25 protein-coding genes and 1 other annotated feature are annotated in these 20,565 nt (G+C 54.2%); of the genes, 17 read left to right on the top strand and 8 right to left on the bottom strand.

The window, feature by feature from the left end:
* Nucleotides 1–120: 120 nt before the first annotated feature.
* The 3 genes from K7R23_RS19840 to hxpB form a co-directional block, all read right to left on the bottom strand.
* Entirely contained in the window at nucleotides 121–708 is a 588-nt protein-coding gene (locus K7R23_RS19840; RefSeq protein ID WP_012905598.1) for a metal-dependent hydrolase, read from the bottom strand.
* A 95-nt stretch (nucleotides 709–803) separates the two neighbouring features.
* Nucleotides 804–1,565, bottom strand: a complete 762-nt coding sequence (gene kduD / locus K7R23_RS19835; RefSeq protein WP_012905599.1) for a 2-dehydro-3-deoxy-D-gluconate 5-dehydrogenase KduD — start codon at nucleotides 1,563–1,565, stop codon at nucleotides 804–806.
* A gap of 149 nt (nucleotides 1,566–1,714) precedes the next feature.
* Nucleotides 1,715–2,383 carry a hexitol phosphatase HxpB gene (gene hxpB / locus K7R23_RS19830; protein ID WP_012905600.1) on the bottom strand — a complete coding sequence of 223 codons (669 nt, stop codon included), beginning with the start codon at nucleotides 2,381–2,383 and terminating at the stop codon, nucleotides 1,715–1,717.
* A 126-nt stretch (nucleotides 2,384–2,509) separates the two neighbouring features.
* Between hxpB and K7R23_RS19825 the strand changes: the two genes are divergently transcribed.
* Nucleotides 2,510–3,046, top strand: coding sequence for a YniB family protein (locus K7R23_RS19825; RefSeq protein WP_012905601.1), 537 nt, complete (start codon nucleotides 2,510–2,512; stop codon nucleotides 3,044–3,046).
* Between the two features lie 44 nt (nucleotides 3,047–3,090).
* On the opposite strand, the gene K7R23_RS19820 is transcribed toward K7R23_RS19825, so the two are convergent.
* The 3 genes from K7R23_RS19820 to pfkB form a co-directional block, all read right to left on the bottom strand.
* Nucleotides 3,091–3,951 carry a fructosamine kinase family protein gene (locus tag K7R23_RS19820; RefSeq protein ID WP_012905602.1) on the bottom strand — a complete coding sequence of 287 codons (861 nt, stop codon included), beginning with the start codon at nucleotides 3,949–3,951 and terminating at the stop codon, nucleotides 3,091–3,093.
* Between the two features lie 106 nt (nucleotides 3,952–4,057).
* Nucleotides 4,058–4,348, bottom strand: a complete 291-nt coding sequence (ghoS, locus tag K7R23_RS19815; RefSeq protein WP_012905603.1) for a type V toxin-antitoxin system endoribonuclease antitoxin GhoS — start codon at nucleotides 4,346–4,348, stop codon at nucleotides 4,058–4,060.
* Nucleotides 4,349–4,448: 100 nt separating this feature from the next.
* Nucleotides 4,449–5,381 carry a 6-phosphofructokinase II gene (gene pfkB, locus K7R23_RS19810; RefSeq protein WP_012905604.1) on the bottom strand — a complete coding sequence of 311 codons (933 nt, stop codon included), beginning with the start codon at nucleotides 5,379–5,381 and terminating at the stop codon, nucleotides 4,449–4,451.
* 287 nt (nucleotides 5,382–5,668) lie between these two features.
* Between pfkB and K7R23_RS19805 the strand changes: the two genes are divergently transcribed.
* Both K7R23_RS19805 and K7R23_RS19800 read left to right on the top strand, forming a co-directional pair.
* The gene (locus tag K7R23_RS19805) at nucleotides 5,669–6,427 is read left to right on the top strand and encodes a DUF481 domain-containing protein (protein WP_012905605.1); all 759 of its coding nucleotides are present in this window, start codon (nucleotides 5,669–5,671) and stop codon (nucleotides 6,425–6,427) included.
* Between the two features lie 265 nt (nucleotides 6,428–6,692).
* On the top strand, nucleotides 6,693–6,911 hold the full coding sequence (locus K7R23_RS19800) for a YdgH/BhsA/McbA family protein (RefSeq protein ID WP_012905606.1): 219 nt from the start codon (nucleotides 6,693–6,695) through the stop codon (nucleotides 6,909–6,911).
* Between the two features lie 148 nt (nucleotides 6,912–7,059).
* On the opposite strand, the gene yniD is transcribed toward K7R23_RS19800, so the two are convergent.
* Nucleotides 7,060–7,167 carry a small membrane protein YniD gene (gene yniD / locus K7R23_RS19795; protein WP_148222077.1) on the bottom strand — a complete coding sequence of 36 codons (108 nt, stop codon included), beginning with the start codon at nucleotides 7,165–7,167 and terminating at the stop codon, nucleotides 7,060–7,062.
* A 300-nt stretch (nucleotides 7,168–7,467) separates the two neighbouring features.
* On the opposite strand from yniD, the gene thrS reads away from it, so the two are divergent.
* From thrS to selO, 14 genes are all read left to right on the top strand, one after another.
* Nucleotides 7,468–9,396 carry a threonine--tRNA ligase gene (gene thrS, locus K7R23_RS19790; protein WP_012905608.1) on the top strand — a complete coding sequence of 643 codons (1,929 nt, stop codon included), beginning with the start codon at nucleotides 7,468–7,470 and terminating at the stop codon, nucleotides 9,394–9,396.
* A 3-nt stretch (nucleotides 9,397–9,399) separates the two neighbouring features.
* Nucleotides 9,400–9,942: a translation initiation factor IF-3 gene (gene infC, locus K7R23_RS19785; RefSeq protein ID WP_012905609.1), complete on the top strand. Its 543-nt coding sequence runs from the start codon at nucleotides 9,400–9,402 to the stop codon at nucleotides 9,940–9,942.
* 97 nt (nucleotides 9,943–10,039) lie between these two features.
* Nucleotides 10,040–10,237, top strand: coding sequence for a 50S ribosomal protein L35 (rpmI, locus tag K7R23_RS19780; RefSeq protein WP_001124225.1), 198 nt, complete (start codon nucleotides 10,040–10,042; stop codon nucleotides 10,235–10,237).
* Nucleotides 10,238–10,356: 119 nt separating this feature from the next.
* The gene (gene rplT, locus K7R23_RS19775) at nucleotides 10,357–10,713 is read left to right on the top strand and encodes a 50S ribosomal protein L20 (RefSeq protein ID WP_000124850.1); all 357 of its coding nucleotides are present in this window, start codon (nucleotides 10,357–10,359) and stop codon (nucleotides 10,711–10,713) included.
* Between the two features lie 121 nt (nucleotides 10,714–10,834).
* Nucleotides 10,835–10,960: a sequence feature (Phe leader region), on the top strand.
* A complete protein-coding gene (pheM, locus tag K7R23_RS19770; protein WP_001386830.1) occupies nucleotides 10,840–10,884 on the top strand; it encodes a pheST operon leader peptide PheM in 45 nt (14 codons plus the stop codon). Its footprint overlaps the feature before it by 45 nt.
* Nucleotides 10,961–11,122: 162 nt before the next feature.
* Nucleotides 11,123–12,106 (top strand): phenylalanine--tRNA ligase subunit alpha, encoded by a 984-nt coding sequence (gene pheS, locus K7R23_RS19765; protein WP_012905610.1) that lies wholly within the window; start codon nucleotides 11,123–11,125, stop codon nucleotides 12,104–12,106.
* A gap of 15 nt (nucleotides 12,107–12,121) precedes the next feature.
* On the top strand, nucleotides 12,122–14,509 hold the full coding sequence (pheT, locus tag K7R23_RS19760; protein ID WP_012905611.1) for a phenylalanine--tRNA ligase subunit beta: 2,388 nt from the start codon (nucleotides 12,122–12,124) through the stop codon (nucleotides 14,507–14,509).
* A gap of 4 nt (nucleotides 14,510–14,513) precedes the next feature.
* Complete coding sequence (ihfA, locus tag K7R23_RS19755) at nucleotides 14,514–14,813, top strand: integration host factor subunit alpha (protein ID WP_001229265.1); 300 nt, start codon at nucleotides 14,514–14,516, stop codon at nucleotides 14,811–14,813.
* Between the two features lie 109 nt (nucleotides 14,814–14,922).
* Entirely contained in the window at nucleotides 14,923–15,903 is a 981-nt protein-coding gene (gene btuC, locus K7R23_RS19750) for a vitamin B12 ABC transporter permease BtuC (protein WP_012905612.1), read from the top strand.
* Between the two features lie 61 nt (nucleotides 15,904–15,964).
* Nucleotides 15,965–16,516, top strand: a complete 552-nt coding sequence (locus K7R23_RS19745) for a glutathione peroxidase (RefSeq protein WP_012905613.1) — start codon at nucleotides 15,965–15,967, stop codon at nucleotides 16,514–16,516.
* Nucleotides 16,516–17,262: a vitamin B12 ABC transporter ATP-binding protein BtuD gene (btuD, locus tag K7R23_RS19740; protein WP_012905614.1), complete on the top strand. Its 747-nt coding sequence runs from the start codon at nucleotides 16,516–16,518 to the stop codon at nucleotides 17,260–17,262. Before K7R23_RS19745 ends, btuD begins: the two co-directional genes overlap by 1 nt.
* 71 nt (nucleotides 17,263–17,333) lie before the next feature.
* Nucleotides 17,334–17,798: an NlpC/P60 family protein gene (locus K7R23_RS19735; RefSeq protein WP_012905615.1), complete on the top strand. Its 465-nt coding sequence runs from the start codon at nucleotides 17,334–17,336 to the stop codon at nucleotides 17,796–17,798.
* Nucleotides 17,799–18,021: 223 nt separating this feature from the next.
* Nucleotides 18,022–18,735: an EAL domain-containing protein gene (locus tag K7R23_RS19730; RefSeq protein ID WP_012905616.1), complete on the top strand. Its 714-nt coding sequence runs from the start codon at nucleotides 18,022–18,024 to the stop codon at nucleotides 18,733–18,735.
* Between the two features lie 61 nt (nucleotides 18,736–18,796).
* Nucleotides 18,797–20,239, top strand: a complete 1,443-nt coding sequence (gene selO / locus K7R23_RS19725) for a protein adenylyltransferase SelO (RefSeq protein ID WP_012905617.1) — start codon at nucleotides 18,797–18,799, stop codon at nucleotides 20,237–20,239.
* A 36-nt stretch (nucleotides 20,240–20,275) separates the two neighbouring features.
* Here selO and hemP read toward each other — a convergent pair whose 3' ends face one another.
* A complete protein-coding gene (gene hemP / locus K7R23_RS19720; protein ID WP_012905618.1) occupies nucleotides 20,276–20,464 on the bottom strand; it encodes a hemin uptake protein HemP in 189 nt (62 codons plus the stop codon).
* Nucleotides 20,465–20,565: the final 101 nt, after the last annotated feature.

Here is a 20,565-nt window from a genome sequence, read left to right as displayed (position 1 = left end):
TGTTATTATGCGTATCTCTGTCTGGAGAGATACTGTTCGCGCAAGAGTAGCAGAACTGTGACCTGGCTCTTATATTCAAATGGAATTGTTTATGCCAAAAATGAAAGTTTCGCTGATTTACTAATCGATCTGCTGCTTTATAAGGCGATTAAACTGCATTTGCAGGGTATTGATCATATCTGACGACCAGCGAACGGCACTGTTCTGGGGCAGGTTCTGCGGCATCCAGACCGCCCAGGCAAACAGCGCCAGGCACAGAAAACGCTCCAGCTGATTGCCTTTTTGCGGCACCAGAATGGGCAGCCGGAAGCGCCAGCGGCAAGGCCAGAGCAGAGGTACGCCAGCGGGCGTCAGCATGTCCGCGAGGATATGGCTCAGATAGCCCAGCACCATCCCTTGCAGCGCGTCGGCAGGCACTATCCAGCTGTCAGGCACTTTCAGATAGAAGGTGGTCAGCAGGGCGAACACGGCGAGCAGGCTATGGGTAAAGCCCCGGTGTCCGAAGGTGCGGGCGATGGGCTTTGAGATCCACTTCAGCCGCTGCCCGAGGAATGACTTAGGGTGATCGATGTCCGGCAGCAGGCAGGTCAGAATGGCGGAGGGAACGATATGCCACCAGTCGCCCTGTGCCAGCACAGGGGTAAGCTCGGCGTTTTTAGCAAACACCGCGCAGGCAATAGAAAAGAGAAGGTGACCTTCCGCCGTCATGATAAAACCCGGTAAACTGTTAATTCGTACAGTATAGGATTTTTATACAGTAGGCGGAAGTGGTGACGTTGTAACTCTTTGTCAATTTTGCGCGATTAGCGCGCTAACCAGCCACCATCAACGGCCAGCGTATAGCCGTTCACGTAATCAGAAGCGCCGGAGGCGAGAAACACCACCGGCCCTTGCAGATCTTCCGGGGTGCCCCAGCGACCCGCAGGAATGCGATCGACAATCTCTTTATTCCGCCCGGCATCTTCCCGCAGCTGCTGCGTATTGTTGGTCGCCATATAGCCGGGCGCAATGGCGTTGACGTTGATGCCGTACTGCGCCCACTCATTGGCCAGCAGGCGAGTCAGGCCGAGCACGCCGCTTTTAGATGCCGTGTATGAAGGAACGCGAATCCCGCCCTGAAATGAGAGCATCGAGGCGATATTAATGATTTTGCCTCCCTGCTGCCGGGCGACAAAGTGCCGCGCCACGGCCTGCGAAAGGAAAAAAACCGATTTCAGATTCAGGTCCATCACCTCATCCCAGTCTTTCTCGCTGAAGCTGAGCGCATCCTCGCGGCGAATGGTGCCAGCGTTATTGACCAGAATATCGATCCGGCCAAATTTTTCGACGGTCTGGCTGACAATATCCGGGATGGCGTCTTGCTGACTTAAATCTGCCTGAATGGCGAAAAATCGTCGCCCGGCGGCGGCTACGATGGTTGCGGTTTGATGGGGGACTTTGCGATTGACGCCAACGATGTCGCAGCCCGCTTCGGCAAGCGCCGCCGTCATGCCCTGACCGAGACCGGTATCGCAGCCGGTGACGATGGCCACTTTACCGGCAAGAGAAAATGCATTCAGAATCATAATGACCTCGGCTACCCGTTTTTCTCAGTGATGTGCCCAGCGAAAAGGATAGAAGAGGTTAGGCCAGAATTCAATATAAAATGAAACGTCGTTTTAATTTTTCTGCAAGATGGTGCAACGGGCAGAGAGGCCTCTGCCCGCCGTCACTTTCAGCCGCGCAGATGCCCGGCGGTCAGTTCGCTTAAGGACGTAAGCTTCACGTTGGCGAGGGCAAAGCGCGGATCGTGCTGGTCTTCTTTCGCCGGTACCACGATTGAACGCATACGCGCAGCTTTCGAGGCCACCATGCCGTTAACGGAATCTTCCAGCGCGACGCAGGTTAACGGGTCAACGCCCAGTTTCGCCGCGCAGTCGAGATACACCTGCGGGTGCGGTTTGCTGTAGGGCAGATTTTCTGCGGAGGCGAGGGCGTCGAAACTGTCGCGCAGATCAAACATGGTCAGCACCTTCTCCAGCATATGCAGCGGTGAGGCTGAGGCAAGCCCGACCAGCAGCCCCTGTTCTTTACACAGCGCTACGGCTTCCTTCACGCCGGGCAACAGCGGACGCGTCTCTTCCACCAGCGAGATGGCGCGGGCGATAATGCGCTGCGTGACTTCCTCACGGCCCGGCCCGTTCCACGGCTGCCGGGCAAACCAGAGTTCAACTACCATATCAATACGCAGGCCAAGCGTATCCGGGAGCTCATGGCGACGGGTAATATCAACGCCAACACTTGCCAGCACATCCAGTTCAGCCCGATCCCATAATGGTTCGGAATTAATCAGCAAGCCATCCATATCGAATATTGCCGCAAGAATTTGACGCGAAATTGCCATTGCCAGCTCTCCTTTTAAAGCATTCAGGGCTCAGAGAATAATCATAGCCGCTTTAAAGATCGAGCGAAAACAGCCATCAGCGGGTAGACTTAATCCAAAACGACGCGTCTTTATCAAGGGGAACTCATGACGTATCAACAAGCTGGACGCATTGCGGTGTTAAAACGGATCCTGGGATGGATAATATTTATACCGGCATTACTTTCCACATTGATTTCGGCATTGAAATTTATGTATGCCCACAGTGAAAAACAGGAAGGGATTAATGCGGTGATGCTCGATTTTACCCACGTGATGATCGACATGATGCGGGTTAACACGCCGTTTCTTAATCTGTTCTGGTATAACTCGCCGACGCCGGATTTCCAGAACAGTCTGAATATTATCTTCTGGCTAATTTTTATGCTGATTTTCGTTGGCCTGGCGATGCAGGACTCCGGGGCCAGGATGAGCCGCCAGGCGCGCTTTCTGCGTGAAGGCGTTGAGGATCAGCTTATTCTGGAAAAAGCGAAGGGCAGCGAAGGCTTAACCCGCGAGCAAATTGAGTCGCGCATCGTTGTGCCGCATCACACCATCTTTCTGCAATTCTTTCCGCTCTATATTTTGCCGGTAATAATTATTGTGCTCGGCTACGTATTCTTTTCTCTGCTCGGTTTTTTATAAGTCAGCAACGGCCCGATGGCGCTTCGCTTATCGGGCCCGTCACATCACGCCGCTAAAATCCGATCCATCGCCTGCTGCGCGGTCACCAGGTGTTGTCCGCCAAACAGCCTTGCCCGGTTAAGCAGGGTATACAGCTGATAAACCGGTTGCCTGTCGAGGAAGTCCTGCGGCAGCGGCGCGACCGACTGATAGCCATCATAAATTTGCGGCGGCTGTTCCGTATGCAGCGGCAGCATCGCCAGGTCGCATTCCCGGTCTCCCCAGTAGCAGGCGGGATCGAAAATATACGGACCGTCCGGCCCCAGCGCGCAGTTTCCTGACCATAAATCGCCGTGCAGCAGCGAGGGCTGCGGCTGGTGTGACGACAGGCGCTGCTGGATGTGTTCGACGATGGTGTCGATATTGCCGAAGGCGATCCCTTTTTCCGCGGCCAGCTCAAGCTGCCAGCCGATGTGCTGCTCGGCAAAGAAGGTCGACCAGCGGCGCTGCCAGGCGTTAGGCTGCGGCGTGGTGGAGAGCGCATTATCAAAATCCAGACCGAACTGCGGCTGATCGCTCCACTGATGCAGACGCGCCAGCTGTTGCCCCAGCATAAACGCATTGTGCGCATCCAGCGGACGCGGAGGGAGAAAATCCATCACCAGAAAGCTGTAGTCACGATCGGCGCCCACCGCCCAGACTTTCGGCACCGTAACGGTACGGCTTCGGGATAACAGTTCAAGCTGATCGGCTTCGGCGGTGAAACCCGCAAGCAGCTCCCGCTCATCACATTTCACAAAGAAATCGCGTCCCGCGTAGCGAATATGCCATGCGGCATGAATTTCTCCGCCAGGCAGTTCGTTACGCAGTTCGATTTCGCCTTCGCCAAGCTGTTCGCTTAAAAGACGACTGATAGCCTGCCACATGATGTCTCTCCCCATGTTGTCTGCCAGATCATAAGGTTAGCGCAAAAAGGCGGTTAAAAAACACGAACTAACGCACACCGTGGACGCGTTATCGTGGTAATGGCGCTTATTGCTGGTCTTTTTTCCACTCCTCCCAGCTGACCACCGTGACCTCCGGGGTCTTTTCAATCGCGCTTTCGGCAAGCCCTGTGGTCAACGCTTCGACCTCCTGCGGGCTTTGCGCGCTGATAAGGCCGAACGTATTGGTTCCCAGTTCATGGACGTTGCCCTCATCATCCGTCATGGTGAGCAAAAATCCGGCGCGGGTAAGATGATTGTTCAGCTCGTTGATTTGCGTCAACGAGTCCTCATGAAACTTCACGGTAATGACGTATCGCTTGATTTCTCCACTGGCCATTTGGCACCTCTTTGTAATCCCATGCGTTTTTAGCATAGACGGTGAAAGCGGATGCCGACAGCTCAGGGAAGGGGGAATCCCCCGACAAGCGGGGGAAGGGTTACTGCTGATCAAGCCAGGCGTAGATCTTTTGCGTGTCCTCATGGGAACACAGGCGTGTGCCCTGATTGATGGTTGCTGCGCTCCCGGCAGCGACGCCAAAGCGCACCATATCCTCCAGCGGGGCATCTTCAGCCAGTTTCAGCGTCATCGCGCCGACCATGCTGTCGCCTGCGCCAACGGTGCTCTGGCTTTTAAGCGGCGGCGGCACCACCTGTACGCAGGTTTCGCCGTCCACGCCCAGCGCCCCCTGGGGGCCGAGAGAGACCACCACGCGCCGGGCTTTACCGCTGCGGACGATCTCTTCCGCCGCTTTGCGCACATCGTCAGGCTGCGTCAGATCCCGGTTTACCAGCGCGCTCAGCTCTTTCTTGTTCGGCTTTACCAGCTCAATATTGCCGATGGCTAACGCTGCGGTCAGCGCTTCGCCGGAGCTATCAATAATGCAACGAATTCCCTGCTTCTGGGCGGCGGTAAGCAGCTGCGTCAGTTTTTCAACGCTGACGCCGGGCGGCAGGCTACCGCTGATGACCAGAATGGCGCCGGATTCGATCTCCAGCACCTGCTCTTCAAGCTGACGAAACTCATCATCATCCAGCGCCGCGCCGGGCATCACAAAGCGGTACTGTTCGCCGCTGGACTCCACGTGGACGTGCAGGTTCTGGCGGGTCCAGTCTTTTGCCTCAACGGTGGCGACCGGGACATGTTCGTCGGCAAGCAGCGAAACCAGATGCTCGCCGGTGGCGCCGCCAGCCGGGAAGATTGCGGTAGCCGACCCGCCGAGATGGGTAATGGCGCGGGCGACGTTAATACCGCCGCCGCCCGGTTCAAAGACCGGCGACGTACAGCGCAGTTTCCCTTCGGGATAGATTTGCGGGGTGATCGTTGCGCTATCGAGTGAGGGCGCAAGCGTCAACGTATAGATACGTACCATCGTTACCTCCTGTTAGGCTAATTTCAGTCTGGCACCGAACAGGCATAAAGTGAAGTGATTAACAAGCTGATTTACTGACTCTTTATTCATTTTACTTACCATAGAGATATATAAAATATTTATTAATTTAAACGCGCGCTTATTCAAAAAATGAAATAAGAATTCATTGCTATGTTATTCCCGCCTTTTTATAATTCGCTTCCTTTCTTGGGGCGTTTGTCTTTGATCCCTCTGAAAGTTTCCGGGACCGTAACGGTCTCTTTTTTTGTGGTACGGACTCTTAATAAATGAAGCTTTTTAAGACAGTTCCCGCTGCGCTACTGCTGGCGGGGGGCGTGCTTGCGTCGATGAATGCAGCTGCCGATGGTTCCGTTTTTACTGTCATGGACGATCCCTCAAGTGCGAAAAAACCTTTTGAAGGCGAGCTTAACGCGGGCTATCTGGCGCAGTCGGGTAACACGAAAAGTTCTTCCTTAACCGCCGACACCACGATGACCTGGTACGGGCAGACCACCGCCTGGTCGCTGTGGGGAAACGCGAGCAATACCTCCTCTAACGATGAACGTTCGTCAGAAAAATATGCGGTGGGCGGGCGTAGCCGTTTTAACCTGAGCGATTACGACTATCTGTTTGGTCAGGCCAGCTGGCTGACGGATCGTTATAACGGCTATCGCGAACGCGATGTGCTGACCGCCGGTTATGGTCGCCAGTTCCTTAACGGCCCGGTACACAGCTTCCGTTTTGAATTCGGTCCCGGCGTGCGTTACGACGAGCACACCGATGACACCAGAGAAACACAGGCGCTGGGCTACGCCTCCGGCGCCTATGCCTGGCAGTTGACCGATAACGCCAAATTCACTCAGGGCGTATCGGTGTTTGGCGCCGAGGACACAACCCTGAACTCTGAGACGGCGCTGAACGTCGCTATCAACGAACACTTTGGTTTAAAAGTGGCTTATAACGTCACCTGGAACTCGCAGCCGCCAGAAACCGCGCCGGAACATACGGATCGCCGTACTACCGTATCTCTGGGTTATCGCATGTAAGCGCAGGCCAGACTGTAATGCAGTCTGGCTTTTCACTGTGCTCCGCTGTATTATTATTTTTCGACCACGGTTTTATTTTTTCCAAAATTTATCTTTCTTCATATTTTCTCCATAATTGCCCCTTCTTTGCTTCATACAATTTATTTGACACGAATTGTTAATTATTTTGACTGTTCAAAAGTGTGATCCAGATCTACACTGGTAATCACAGGCGATAAATTGCCTTCAGTATTGAAGACGTAATTTCAGTAAGAGAAGAAATAATATGAATAATATCAAAATGGCCAGTGCAGCAATTGTGCTCTCCGCGCTCTCCTTTGGCGTTTTCGCCGCCGAACCGGTAAGCGACGCGCAACAGGTGGGCATCACCAAAGCTTCTGACGTCGAAGCAGGCTCAAATATCGCGCCGGGTTCGCAGTCTACCGGCCAGAGTATGAATGATGCTTTCAATGTGCATACGCTGGTGGCGGGTGAATGGTCTTAAGCACCGCTCCCGATAAAAAACTTTGTCCTGGAGACTGTTTGTTATAATAAAAAACCGGATCGTGATGTACCGGTTTTTTTATTTTGTCATTAACTGTCAATTAATCTAAAACAATTAAAACGCTGCTGCTGAAACTTATTCGCCTGCGTTAACCCCAAATCATAGCCGCCCAGCGTAGTAAAAGCATGGCGCCGCAGATGGCGAGCAGCACCAGCACCATCTTCCAGTGTTTTTTGGCGAAGCGATGTGTCGGCATTATGGTTATCCCGTTGGTTCACTCTTTGGTACAGTGTAACAAAACCGACGGCGCTTCAGTGTATTGATTTACATCATATCATCCACGGTGATTGCGGCTTTGAACCACAGTCAATGCCGTGTACACTGTCAGACGGTGTTATCAAAAAGCGGGTGTAGGCCCAGCGTCGCCGTTACGGCGGCCCGTGACATATTTCGCAGAGTGAAGCGGGAATCAGCCCATCACTTTTTGATAATTTTAAATTTCGACATTTTGTATGTGATCTTGCGTATGGGTCACCACTGCAAATAAGGACATAACATGCCTGTTATTACTCTTCCTGATGGCAGTCAACGCCATTACGATCACGCTGTAAGCCCTATGGATGTTGCGCTGGATATCGGTCCGGGACTGGCGAAAGCCACCATCGCTGGCCGCGTTAACGGCGAACTGGTTGATGCTTCAGATCTGATTGAAAACGATGCGACCCTGTCTATCATCACCGCGAAAGATGAAGAAGGGCTGGAGATCATCCGTCACTCCTGCGCGCACCTGTTAGGCCACGCGATCAAACAACTCTGGCCGCACACCAAAATGGCTATCGGTCCGGTTGTCGACAATGGCTTCTACTATGACGTCGATCTTGACCGCACCTTAACTCAGGAAGATGTCGACGCGCTCGAGAAGCGGATGCACGAGCTTGCGGAGAAAAACTACGACGTTATCAAGAAAAAAGTGAGCTGGCACGAAGCGCGCGAAACCTTTGTGAAGCGCGGCGAACCGTACAAAGTCTCTATTCTTGATGAGAACATTGCACATGATGATCAGCCTGGCTTGTATCATCATGAAGAATATATCGATATGTGCCGCGGTCCGCACGTACCGAACATGCGTTTCTGCCATCACTTTAAGCTGATGAAAACCGCAGGCGCATACTGGCGCGGCGACAGCGACAACAAGATGCTGCAACGTATCTATGGTACGGCGTGGGCGGACAAAAAGGCCCTCAATGCCTATCTGCAGCGCCTGGAAGAAGCGGCGAAGCGCGACCACCGTAAAATCGGCAAGCAGCTCGATCTGTATCATATGCAGGAAGAAGCGCCGGGGATGGTGTTCTGGCATAACGACGGCTGGACTATCTTCCGTGAACTGGAAGTTTTTGTTCGCTCCAAGCTGAAAGAGTACCAGTATCAGGAAGTTAAAGGTCCGTTCATGATGGACCGCGTGCTGTGGGAAAAAACCGGGCACTGGGAAAACTATAAGGATGCGATGTTCACCACCTCGTCTGAGAACCGTGAATATTGCATCAAGCCGATGAACTGCCCGGGTCACGTACAGATCTTCAACCAGGGGCTGAAGTCTTACCGCGATCTGCCGCTGCGTATGGCGGAATTCGGCAGCTGCCATCGTAACGAACCGTCAGGCGCGCTGCATGGTCTGATGCGCGTTCGCGGCTTCACTCAGGATGATGCGCATATCTTCTGTACCGAAGAGCAGATCCGCGATGAAGTTAACGCCTGTATTCGTATGGTCTACGATATGTACAGCACCTTTGGCTTCGAGAAGATCGTCGTCAAACTTTCCACTCGTCCTGAGAAACGTATCGGCAGCGACGAAATGTGGGATCGTGCTGAGGCGGACCTGGCGGTTGCGCTGGAAGAGAACAACATCCCGTTTGAGTATCAGCTGGGTGAAGGCGCATTCTACGGTCCGAAAATTGAATTTACTTTGTATGACTGCCTCGATCGTGCATGGCAGTGCGGTACTGTACAGCTGGACTTCTCTCTGCCGTCCCGTCTGAGCGCCTCTTATGTTGGCGAAGACAACGAGCGCAAAGTCCCGGTGATGATTCACCGCGCAATTCTTGGGTCGATGGAGCGTTTCATCGGTATCCTGACCGAAGAGTTCGCTGGCTTCTTCCCGACCTGGCTGGCGCCGGTTCAGGTAGTGGTTATGAATATCACCGATTCGCAGTCTGAATACGTTAACGAATTGACGCAGAAACTACAAAATGCGGGCATTCGTGTAAAAGCAGACTTGAGAAATGAGAAGATTGGCTTTAAAATCCGCGAGCACACTTTACGTCGTGTCCCTTATATGTTGGTCTGCGGTGACAAAGAGGTGGAAGCTGGCAAAGTGGCCGTTCGCACCCGCCGTGGTAAAGACCTGGGCAGCCTGGACGTAAATGAAGTGATCGAGAAGCTGCAACAAGAGATTCGCAGCCGCAGTCTTCAACAACTGGAGGAATAAGGTATTAAAGGCGGAAAACGAGTTCAAACGGCACGTCCGAATCGTATCAATGGCGAGATTCGCGCCCAGGAAGTTCGCTTAACAGGTCTGGAAGGTGAGCAGCTGGGGATTGTGAGTCTGAGAGAAGCGATCGAAAAGGCTGAAGAGGCTGGAGTAGATTTAGTTGAAATCAGCCCTAACGCCGAACCGCCAGTTTGTCGTATTATGGACTACGGCAAGTTCCTTTATGAAAAGAGTAAGTCTTCTAAGGAACAGAAGAAGAAGCAGAAAGTTATCCAGGTGAAGGAAATCAAATTCCGCCCTGGTACTGATGAAGGTGACTATCAGGTAAAACTCCGCAGCCTGATTCGCTTTCTCGAAGAAGGCGATAAGGCCAAAATCACGCTGCGTTTCCGCGGTCGTGAGATGGCCCACCAGCAAATCGGTATGGAAGTGCTTAATCGCGTGAAAGACGATTTGCAAGAACTGGCAGTGGTCGAATCCTTCCCAACGAAGATCGAAGGCCGCCAGATGATCATGGTGCTCGCTCCTAAGAAGAAACAGTAAGGCCTTCAAGTAACCATTTCTGTGAAGCCTTTGGGCTTCACAGATTTTGTTCGCCTGGGTTTCGTTTAATTAACAATGCGAAGTGGAAGTAATTAAGATGCCAAAAATTAAGACCGTACGCGGTGCTGCTAAGCGCTTCAAAAAAACCGGTAAAGGTGGTTTTAAGCACAAGCACGCTAACCTGCGTCATATTCTGACCAAAAAAGCGACCAAACGTAAACGTCACCTGCGTCCGAAAGCCATGGTTTCCAAAGGCGATCTGGGCCTGGTTATCGCGTGCCTGCCGTACGCATAAGCCGTTAACGATTTTTTTAACTTTTTTACGCCCAACGGGGTTTGCATTAGCGTCAGGCGATTAACGTCCCGCAATGACGAAGATCCAAGGGCAAAGCAGAATAGATACAGGAGAGCAACATGGCTCGCGTAAAACGTGGTGTAATCGCACGTGCACGTCACAAGAAAATTTTGAAACAAGCTAAAGGCTACTACGGTGCGCGTTCTCGCGTATACCGCGTTGCCTTCCAGGCTGTTATCAAAGCAGGTCAGTACGCTTATCGTGACCGTCGTCAGCGTAAGCGTCAGTTCCGTCAACTGTGGATTGCGCGTATCAACGCGGCAGCACGTCAGAATGGTATTTCTTACAGCAAATTCATCAACGGCCTGAAAAAAGCCTCTGTTGAAATCGACCGTAAGATCCTGGCTGACATCGCCGTATTCGACAAAGTAGCGTTCACCGCTCTGGTTGAAAAAGCGAAAGCAGCACTGGCTTAATAAGTCAGTTGAAAGAGGGGGCATTGCTCCCTCTTTTCGTATCAACCGTATCAGAACATTGACTTTTTTCCGTTAAGTCTTTTCAATAGAGTCTTTACGGTCATTATCCTGTAAGGTAACGCAAGCATGAATGCTGCTATTTTCCGCTTCTTCTTTTACTTTAGCACCTGACTTCAGGAGGCTAGCGCGTGAAAGATGAAACGGAAAACAGCGCCTAGAAAGCCTCCCTGGTGGAGGCTTTTTTTATACACTTCATCCTTCTGGCTGTCTCTGCATTGGCTGCATTCGCTTATCCCGTTCACGTACTGATGTACGCGCCTGAGGATCGCTCTCTTGCCGCCTTGATACCGCCAGAATGATGTTATGTATTTGTGCGTCTCAGGAATATCGCCACATAATGAGGAAAACCATGTCACATCTCGCAGAGCTGGTTGCCAGTGCGAAGGCAGCCATAAACCAGGCGTCAGATGTTGCCGCGTTAGACAATGTTCGCGTCGAATATCTGGGCAAGAAAGGGCACCTGACCCTTCAGATGACTACCCTGCGTGAGCTGCCGCCTGAAGAGCGTCCGGCTGCGGGGGCGGTGATTAACGAAGCGAAAGAGCAGGTTCAGCAGGCACTTAACGCACGTAAAGCGGAGCTGGAAAACGCCGCGCTGAATGCGCGTCTGGCAGCAGAAACCCTCGACGTGTCGCTGCCGGGACGTCGTATCGAAAACGGTGGCCTGCATCCGGTCACTCGCACCATTGACCGTATTGAAAGCTTCTTCGGCGAGCTGGGCTTTACCGTCGCCACCGGGCCGGAAATTGAAGATGATTACCACAACTTCGACGCTCTGAATATTCCGGGCCACCATCCGGCGCGTGCCGACCATGATACTTTCTGGTTTGACGCCACCCGTTTACTGCGCACCCAGACCTCCGGCGTGCAGATCCGCACCATGAAGGCCCAGCAGCCGCCGATTCGCATTATTGCGCCGGGTCGCGTGTACCGTAATGACTACGATCAGACGCACACCCCGATGTTCCATCAGATGGAAGGCCTGATTGTGGATACCAACATCAGCTTTACCAACCTGAAAGGGACGCTGCATGACTTCCTGCGTAACTTCTTTGAAGAAGATCTGCAGATTCGTTTCCGCCCGTCCTATTTCCCGTTTACCGAACCGTCTGCGGAAGTTGACGTGATGGGGAAAAACGGTAAATGGCTGGAAGTGCTGGGCTGCGGAATGGTGCATCCGAACGTACTGCGTAACGTTGGAATCGATCCGGAAATCTACTCCGGCTTTGCGTTTGGCATGGGGATGGAGCGACTGACGATGCTGCGTTACGGCGTCACCGATCTGCGCGCCTTCTTCGAAAACGATCTGCGTTTCCTCAAACAGTTTAAATAAAGGCAGGGTAAATCAATGAAATTCAGTGAACTGTGGTTACGCGAGTGGGTTAACCCAGCTATTGATAGCGACGCGCTGTCGAACCAAATCACGATGGCGGGTCTGGAAGTGGACGGCGTTGACGCCGTTGCCAGCGCTTTTAACGGCGTGGTTGTCGGGGAAGTGGTTGAGTGCGCTCAGCATCCGAATGCCGACAAACTGCGCGTGACGAAAGTAAACGTCGGCGGTGAGCGCCTGTTGGACATCGTCTGCGGCGCGCCAAACTGCCGCCAGGGGCTGAAAGTGGCGGTGGCGACCATCGGCGCCGTCCTGCCGGGCGACTTCAAAATTAAAGCGGCGAAGCTGCGCGGCGAGCCGTCGGAAGGGATGCTGTGCTCTTTCTCCGAGCTGGGTATTTCTGACGATCACAGCGGCATTATTGAGCTGCCGGCCGATGCGCCGATTGGCGTTGATATCCGCGAATACCTGAAGCTTGACGATAACACGATTGAAATCAGCGTGACGCCAAACCGCGCCGACTGCTTAGGGATTATCGGCATCGCCCGCGACGTGGCGGTGCTGAACAGCGCGCCGCTGACGGAGCCGGAAATCGCGCCGGTCGCGGCGACCATCAACGATGTGCTGCCGATTAGCGTAGAGGCAACGGAAGCGTGCCCGCGCTATCTGGGCCGCGTGGTGAAAGGCATCAACGTCAAAGCGCCGACGCCGCTGTGGATGAAAGAGAAACTGCGCCGCTGCGGTATTCGCTCCATCGACGCGGTGGTTGACGTGACCAACTATGTCCTGCTTGAGCTGGGTCAGCCGATGCACGCTTTCGATAAAGATCGCATTGACGGCGGCATCAACGTGCGCATGGCGAAAGAGGGCGAAACGCTGGTGCTGCTGGACGGAACGGAAGCAAAGCTGAGCGCCGATACGCTGGTGATTGCCGACCATACCAAAGCGCTGGCGATGGGCGGTATCTTTGGCGGCGAACACTCTGGCGTTAGTGATGAAACGCAGAATGTGCTGCTGGAATGCGCTTTCTTCAGTCCGCTGTTGATTACCGGACGCGCGCGTCGTCATGGGCTGCATACTGACGCTTCCCACCGCTATGAGCGCGGTGTCGATCCGGCATTGCAGTACAAAGCGATGGAGCGCGCCACCCGCCTGCTGATGGATATCTGCGGCGGTGAAGCGGGCCCGGTGATTGACGTAACGAACGACGCGACGCTGCCGAAACGTGCCACCATCACCCTGCGCCGCAGCAAGCTGGATCGCCTGATTGGTCATCACATTGCCGATGAACAGGTCAGCGATATTCTGCGTCGTCTCGGCTGTGAGGTGACGGAAGGCGCCGGTGAATGGCAGGCCGTTGCCCCGAGCTGGCGTTTCGACATGGAAATTGAAGAAGACCTGGTCGAAGAGGTGGCGCGTGTCTACGGCTACAACAACATCCCTGACGAACCGGTACAGGCCGGACTGATCATGGGCGCTCACCGTGAGGCGGATCTGTCGCTTAAGCGCGTGAAAACTCTGCTTAACGACAAAGGTTACCAGGAAGTCATTACCTATAGCTTTGTCGATCCGAAGGTGCAGCAGCTGATTCATCCGGGCGAAGAGGCGCTGTTGCTGCCAAGCCCGATTTCGGTCGAAATGTCGGCGATGCGTCTGTCGCTGTGGACCGGGCTGCTGGCAACGGTGGTCTATAACCAGAACCGTCAGCAGAACCGGGTGCGCATTTTTGAAAGCGGTCTGCGCTTCGTACCGGATACGCAGGCGAGCCTTGGCATTCGTCAGGATCTGATGCTGGCTGGCGTTATCTGCGGAAACCGCTACGATGAACACTGGAACCTGGCAAAAGAGTCCGTTGATTTCTATGATTTGAAGGGCGATCTCGAAGCGGTGCTGGATCTGACCGGCAAACTCGGGGACGTGCAGTTCAAAGCCGAAGCTAATCCGGCGCTGCATCCGGGCCAGTCGGCCGCGATTTATCTGAAAGGCGAACGTATTGGTTTCATTGGTGTTGTTCATCCGGAGCTGGAGCGTAAGTTGGATCTCAATGGCCGTACGCTGGTGTTTGAACTGGAGTGGAACAAGCTTGCAGACCGCGTGGTGCCTCAGGCGCGCGAAATTTCTCGCTTCCCGGCGAACCGTCGCGACATCGCCGTGGTGGTCGCCGAAAACGTTCCCGCAGCAGATGTTTTATCTGAATGTAAGAAAGTTGGCGTAAATCAGGTAGTTGGCGTAAACTTATTTGACGTGTACCGTGGTAAGGGTGTTGCGGAGGGGTATAAGAGCCTCGCCATTAGCCTTATCCTTCAGGATACCAGCCGTACACTCGAAGAAGAGGAGATTGCCGCTACCGTCGCCAACTGTGTAGAGGCATTAAAAGAGCGATTCCAGGCATCATTGAGGGATTGAACCTATGGCGCTTACAAAAGCTGAAATGTCAGAATATCTGTTTGATAAGCTTGGGCTTAGCAAGCGGGATGCCAAAGAACTGGTCGAACTGTTTTTTGAAGAGATCCGTCGTGCTCTGGAAAACGGTGAACAGGTGAAACTCTCTGGTTTTGGTAATTTCGATCTGCGTGATAAGAACCAACGTCCGGGACGTAACCCGAAAACGGGTGAAGATATTCCCATTACAGCAAGGCGCGTGGTGACCTTCAGACCCGGACAGAAGTTAAAAAGCCGGGTTGAAAACGCTTCGCCCAAAGATGAGTAATTTGATCCAAACCTGACTAACAAAAAAGGCCGCATTGCGGCCTTTTTTCTTTTCTGCATCGCCGCTGCGCCGTAGAATCAGGCACATCTTTTTCAGCTGAATGGACAACATGCTGCCTTTCGCCCGTCAACAACAGCGACAAAACGTACGCTGGATCGCGAGCCTTGCGCTTCTTATGCTGCTGGCGCTGCTCTTAAGCCTGTGTGCGGGCGAGCAGTGGATATCGCCAGCCGACTGGTTAACTCCGCGCGGCGAGCTGTTCGTCTGGCAAATTCGCCTGCCGCGCACGCTGGCGGTGCTGTTAGTCGGCGCCGCGCTGGCCCTTTCAGGCGCCGTTATGCAGGCCCTGTTCGAAAACCCGCTGGCAGAGCCCGGCTTACTCGGCGTATCAAACGGCGCGGGCGTTGGGCTTATCGCTGCCGTCCTGCTGGGACAGGGTACGCTTCCCCAGTGGTCCCTGGGGCTTTGCGCCATTGCCGGCGCGCTTCTCATCACGCTGATCCTTCTGCGTTTCGCTCGCCGTCATCTTTCCACCAGCCGCCTGCTGCTGGCTGGCGTGGCGCTGGGGATTATCTGTAGCGCCCTGATGACCTGGGCTATCTATTTTTCGACCTCACTGGACCTTCGCCAGCTAATGTACTGGATGATGGGCGGATTTGGCGGCGTCGACTGGGGAGAGTCCTGGCTGATGCTGGCGCTGGTGCCCGTACTGGTCTGGATCTGCTGCCAGTCGCAGCCAATGAATATGCTGGCGCTGGGGGAAACTTCCGCCCGCCAGTTGGGATTACCGCTGTGGTTCTGGCGCAATCTGCTGGTGGTGGCGACTGGCTGGATGGTAGGGGTGAGCGTCGCGCTGGCCGGGGCGATTGGCTTTATTGGCCTGGTGATCCCGCATATTTTACGGCTGTGCGGGTTAACCGATCATCGCGTCCTGCTGCCGGGATGCGCACTGGCGGGCGCGATAGCGCTGCTGCTGGCTGACGTTATTGCCCGCCTCGCGCTGGCCTCTGCGGAACTGCCGATTGGCGTGGTGACCGCCACGCTCGGCGCGCCGGTGTTTATCTGGTTACTGCTGAAAGCCAGACGTTAAGCGGCAAAAACGAACTATGATTAGAAGCTGGCAACAGCCTTACTCACTCTCTGGAGACGCTATGCAAGACTCGATTCTGAATACTGAAGTGACGACAATTGACGGAGACGTTATTACCCTGGACAAGTACGCCGGTAAGGTGCTGCTGATAGTCAACGTGGCGTCAAAATGCGGACTTACGCCCCAGTACGAGCAACTGGAAAACATCCAGAAGGCGTGGGCTGACCGGGGATTTGTGGTGCTGGGCTTTCCCTGCAATCAGTTCCTCGGCCAGGAGCCGGGCAGCGATGAAGAGATTAAAACCTGGTGCTCGGCCACCTGGGGCGTTACCTTCCCGATGTTCAGTAAGATCGACGTTAACGGCGAAGGACGCCATCCGCTGTACCAGAAGCTGATTGCCGCCGCGCCAACGGCGGTAGCGCCTGAAAACAGCGGCTTCTACGAGCGTATGGCAAGCAAAGGGCGCGCGCCGCTTTATCCGGATGATATTCTGTGGAATTTTGAAAAATTCCTCGTCGGGCGGGATGGCAACGTGGTTCAGCGTTTTTCGCCGGATATGACGCCGGAGGATCCTATCGTGATGGAAAGTATCAAAATCGCGCTGGCTAAATAATGTCTTTACTGATGCAGCTACAGGATGTTGCCGAGAGCACCCGGCTTGGACCACTCTCCGCAGAGGTTCGGGCAGGGGAGATCCTGCATCTGGTCGGGCCTAACGGCGCCGGAAAAAGCACTCTGCTGGCGCGGATGGCGGGTTTAACCCGCGGCGACGGGACGGTTACTTTTGCCGGCACTGCGCTGGAATCCTGGCCAGCCGGCAAACTGGCGCGGCATCGCGCCTTTCTGGCGCAGCAGCAGAACCCGCCGTTCGCGATGCCGGTATGGCACTACCTGACGCTGCATCAGGCCGACAGCGCGCGCGTTGACCAGCTGGAGCAGGTCGCGGCTTCGTTAGGGCTGGCCGATAAGCTCGGACGCAACGCCAGCCAGCTTTCCGGCGGCGAATGGCAGCGCGTACGTCTTGCCGCGGTGATTCTGCAAATCGCGCCGCAGACAAACCCGCAGGGTCAGCTGCTGCTGCTTGATGAACCGATGAACAGCCTTGACGTCGCGCAGCAGAATGCGCTGGACCGTATTCTGAGCGAGTTATGTCGGCAGGGGATAGCCATTGTGATGAGCAGCCACGATCTGAATCATACGCTGCGCCATGCGCATCGGGTATGGCTGCTCAGGCAGGGCAAACTGCTGGCCAGCGGACCGCGCGATGAGGTTATGACACCGCCCAATCTGGCGCGGGCGTATGGCCTTAATTTTCGTCGTCTGGACATCGAAGGGCATCGAATGCTGATTTCGACCTGAACAGCGCCTTGAAAAACCATGCCCATAACCGCTAAATTGGTATAAAAATAAAAACAGAGGATTCGTCCTGAATGCGTTTCTGGTTTCTTCTTTTTGCAGCACTATGGCTGGCAGGATGCAGCAGTCATCGCGCCCCTGCGCCCAATGCCCGGCTTTCTGATTCAATTACCGTCATCGCCGGTCTCAACGATCAGCTTCAGAGCTGGCGCGGTACGCCGTACCGCTATGGCGGGATGAGTCGCGGTGGTGTGGACTGCTCCGGTTTTGTACTGATGACGATGCGCGATCAATTCTCTTTGCAGCTACCGCGCGAAACGCGTCAGCAGGCCAAAATTGGCACTGAAATCAGCAAAGATGATTTACTGCCGGGCGATCTGGTCTTTTTTAAAACCGGCTCAGGAGAGAGCGGACTGCACGTAGGTATTTATGATACCGACGGACAGTTTATTCATGCCTCAACCAGTCGGGGGGTTATGCGATCGTCGCTGGATAACGTTTACTGGCGGAAAAACTTTTGGCAGGCAAGACGTATTTAATCTGAAAATCTTATTTTCCGCATAAAAGTAAGTCATTACCTTATTACAGAAAAAAGACAAAGCTGAATAAGCGTATATAATCACGTTACGCTAAATATGAAGGAACCGGCCCCCCGGGTGAAAAGGACAATATGAACGTATTCCCGTTAGCATCTGAAAAGACGTGCGTTCACGTCCTGCGTCGCCGACTGCCGTATCACGCCCTGAGTGAGCAGGAGCGCTGATGAAAATCTCGCTGGAGAATGTTTATTATTCTGAACTCTGTTTTCAGCCCGCGCGCAGCGTCGACAGAAAACTGGCTGGTTTAGAAATTATTGCAAACTTTATTAGCGAGGACGGCGCCGTGCGCTTTCCGACGGAGCTGGCGCAGGCGCGTTTTACGCCTGAAGAGCATTGCCAGCTGTTTGCCGAAAAACTGGCGCTGCTTGAAACCTGCCAGCACTTTTTTATTCAGCATAAACTGACTGCCTGGATAAATATTACGCCAGCCGTAGCGCCGCTGTTATTAATGAACAGCGAACGTTTTTCAACCGTCAAACGTTTTCCCTTTCTGGAGTTACTGATCGAGGAAAATTTCCCTGAGCTGGCGGCGGGAAAAGAGAATCAAATGCTGAGCGCGCTGGCGGCACGTTATCCGCTGGTACTGGCTAATTTCGGCGCCGGAGAAAGTTCCACCCGCGCTATTTTTGATGGTCTGTTCCGGCGTATTATTCTGGATCGAAACTTCGTGCAACGACGGGCCATGAGTCTGTCATTTGAACCTTTTATGCGCGCCATTATTACTCAGGTTACTCCTTATTGCGATTCGCTGATGATTGCAGGCATCGACAGCGAGGAGATGCTGGCGCGGGTAACGCCATTTGGCTTCAGCGCGATGCAGGGGGCGCTGTGGCCTGCCGTAACGGCAAGCCGCATCACCCGGCTGATTCAGGGATAACCTTGCTGTTTGCTGGTGTTTAGTCGGGAATTAACCGACTACACTACAGACAGGAGGCCCTATGACCCTGTCTTTTACTGCCCGCTGGCGCGATGAGTTGCCGGCAACCTATACCGCGCTTTCACCGACGCCGCTGAAAAATGCCCGACTCATCTGGCACAACAGCGCGCTCGCGCAACAGCTGAATATTCCACAGACGCTTTTTGATGCCGATGGCCCCGCGGGCGTGTGGGGCGGCGAGTCGTTGCTGCCAGGGATGTCTCCGCTGGCGCAGGTGTACAGCGGACATCAGTTCGGCGTCTGGGCCGGACAGCTCGGCGACGGACGCGGCATACTGCTGGGCGAGCAGGCGCTGCCTGACGGCAGCATCCTGGACTGGCATCTGAAAGGCGCTGGCCTGACGCCATACTCGCGAATGGGCGATGGTCGCGCGGTGCTGCGCTCAACCATCCGCGAAAGCCTTGCCAGCGAAGCGATGCACTATCTGGGCATACCGACCACCCGGGCGCTGACGATTGTAACCAGCGATACGCCTGTCTACCGGGAAACGGTGGAATCCGGCGCGATGCTGATGCGCCTCGCGCAAAGCCATATGCGCTTCGGCCATTTTGAACATTTTTATTACCGCCGCGAGCCAGAAAAAGTTCAGCAGCTGGCCGACTTCGCTATCCGCCATTACTGGCCTCATCTTCACGAAGAGACAGATAAATATCTGCTGTGGTTTCGCGACGTGGTCGCCCGTACTGCGACACTGATAGCAGACTGGCAAACCGTTGGTTTCGCGCACGGGGTGATGAATACCGATAATATGTCGATCCTGGGACTGACGATGGACTACGGCCCGTTTGGCTTCCTTGATGATTATGAGCCGGGGTTCATCTGTAACCACTCCGATCATCAGGGACGTTATCGCTTCGACAACCAGCCGGCGGTAGGGCTGTGGAATCTCCAGCGTCTGGCCCAGAGCCTGTCGCCGTTTATCGGGGTTGAGGCGCTTAATAACGCGCTGGATGAGTATCAGCAGGAACTGTTACGGCGTTACGGCCAGCGGATGCGTCAGAAGTTAGGCTTTATTTCCGAGCAAAAAGAAGATAATGAACTGCTTAATGCGCTGTTCAGCCTGATGGCGCGCGAGCGCAGCGATTACACGCGCACCTTCCGGATGCTGAGCCGGACCGAACAACAGAGCGCAGCATCGCCGCTGCGCGATGAGTTTATCGACCGCGCAGCGTTTGACGCCTGGTTTGCCCGCTACAGAGAGCGTCTACTGCGCGACGGTGTGGATGATGCCGCCCGTCAGATGCTGATGCTCAGCGTGAATCCGGCGTTAGTGTTGCGTAACTGGCTGGCGCAACGCGCCATTAGCGCGGCGGACCAAGGCGATATGAGCGAATTGCATCGCCTGCACGCCGCGCTGCGCGATCCTTTCACTGACCGCAGCGATGATTACGTTAATCGTCCGCCGGACTGGGGAAGACATCTGGAAGTAAGCTGCTCCAGCTGATTCAGCCGCCATGCCCGCGCCTGTCGGACAACCCCGTTATTTCGTCAGCAGGAGCTTACCCGCCTGCGTTTTACGCAGCAGGTACTCCTGTCCGTCATGATTAATAATCACTTTGCCTTCCGCGCCGAGCAGATGCTGACTGCTGATTTTGCGTACAGGCGCACATGGCGTGGCGTCTTCTCTTTCCTGAGGGCGAGGGGAGCCGGGGTTATCCTTCTGTGACATAGCGATAATTATTGATAATTAATTTAACAATGATTTTTATTATCAATAAATTGCGCACCATCGACAAGCGTTAAATCGGCGTGTCTGGCAAAGCAAAGGGG

The sequence above is a fragment of the Citrobacter rodentium NBRC 105723 = DSM 16636 genome, assembly GCF_021278985.1.
In the GTDB taxonomy this organism is placed as follows: domain Bacteria; phylum Pseudomonadota; class Gammaproteobacteria; order Enterobacterales; family Enterobacteriaceae; genus Citrobacter_A; species Citrobacter_A rodentium.
Note: the sequence above shows the minus strand (reverse complement) of the source record. Positions and strands in the feature narration are given on the sequence as shown.

Excerpts from the sequence above, each read along its gene's own strand:
- K7R23_RS19840 (WP_012905598.1), bottom strand. The coding sequence starts at position 708 with ATGACGGCGGAAGGTCACCTTCTCTTTTCTATTGCCTGCGCGGTGTTT.
- kduD (WP_012905599.1), bottom strand. The coding sequence starts at position 1,565 with ATGATTCTGAATGCATTTTCTCTTGCCGGTAAAGTGGCCATCGTCACC.
- hxpB (WP_012905600.1), bottom strand. The coding sequence starts at position 2,383 with ATGGCAATTTCGCGTCAAATTCTTGCGGCAATATTCGATATGGATGGC.
- K7R23_RS19825 (WP_012905601.1), top strand. The coding sequence starts at position 2,510 with ATGACGTATCAACAAGCTGGACGCATTGCGGTGTTAAAACGGATCCTG.
- K7R23_RS19820 (WP_012905602.1), bottom strand. The coding sequence starts at position 3,951 with ATGTGGCAGGCTATCAGTCGTCTTTTAAGCGAACAGCTTGGCGAAGGC.
- ghoS (WP_012905603.1), bottom strand. The coding sequence starts at position 4,348 with ATGGCCAGTGGAGAAATCAAGCGATACGTCATTACCGTGAAGTTTCAT.
- pfkB (WP_012905604.1), bottom strand. The coding sequence starts at position 5,381 with ATGGTACGTATCTATACGTTGACGCTTGCGCCCTCACTCGATAGCGCA.
- K7R23_RS19805 (WP_012905605.1), top strand. The coding sequence starts at position 5,669 with ATGAAGCTTTTTAAGACAGTTCCCGCTGCGCTACTGCTGGCGGGGGGC.
- K7R23_RS19800 (WP_012905606.1), top strand. The coding sequence starts at position 6,693 with ATGAATAATATCAAAATGGCCAGTGCAGCAATTGTGCTCTCCGCGCTC.
- yniD (WP_148222077.1), bottom strand. The coding sequence starts at position 7,167 with ATGCCGACACATCGCTTCGCCAAAAAACACTGGAAGATGGTGCTGGTG.
- thrS (WP_012905608.1), top strand. The coding sequence starts at position 7,468 with ATGCCTGTTATTACTCTTCCTGATGGCAGTCAACGCCATTACGATCAC.
- rpmI (WP_001124225.1), top strand. The coding sequence starts at position 10,040 with ATGCCAAAAATTAAGACCGTACGCGGTGCTGCTAAGCGCTTCAAAAAA.
- rplT (WP_000124850.1), top strand. The coding sequence starts at position 10,357 with ATGGCTCGCGTAAAACGTGGTGTAATCGCACGTGCACGTCACAAGAAA.
- pheS (WP_012905610.1), top strand. The coding sequence starts at position 11,123 with ATGTCACATCTCGCAGAGCTGGTTGCCAGTGCGAAGGCAGCCATAAAC.
- pheT (WP_012905611.1), top strand. The coding sequence starts at position 12,122 with ATGAAATTCAGTGAACTGTGGTTACGCGAGTGGGTTAACCCAGCTATT.
- ihfA (WP_001229265.1), top strand. The coding sequence starts at position 14,514 with ATGGCGCTTACAAAAGCTGAAATGTCAGAATATCTGTTTGATAAGCTT.
- btuC (WP_012905612.1), top strand. The coding sequence starts at position 14,923 with ATGCTGCCTTTCGCCCGTCAACAACAGCGACAAAACGTACGCTGGATC.
- K7R23_RS19745 (WP_012905613.1), top strand. The coding sequence starts at position 15,965 with ATGCAAGACTCGATTCTGAATACTGAAGTGACGACAATTGACGGAGAC.
- btuD (WP_012905614.1), top strand. The coding sequence starts at position 16,516 with ATGTCTTTACTGATGCAGCTACAGGATGTTGCCGAGAGCACCCGGCTT.
- K7R23_RS19735 (WP_012905615.1), top strand. The coding sequence starts at position 17,334 with ATGCGTTTCTGGTTTCTTCTTTTTGCAGCACTATGGCTGGCAGGATGC.
- K7R23_RS19730 (WP_012905616.1), top strand. The coding sequence starts at position 18,022 with ATGAAAATCTCGCTGGAGAATGTTTATTATTCTGAACTCTGTTTTCAG.
- selO (WP_012905617.1), top strand. The coding sequence starts at position 18,797 with ATGACCCTGTCTTTTACTGCCCGCTGGCGCGATGAGTTGCCGGCAACC.
- hemP (WP_012905618.1), bottom strand. The coding sequence starts at position 20,464 with ATGTCACAGAAGGATAACCCCGGCTCCCCTCGCCCTCAGGAAAGAGAA.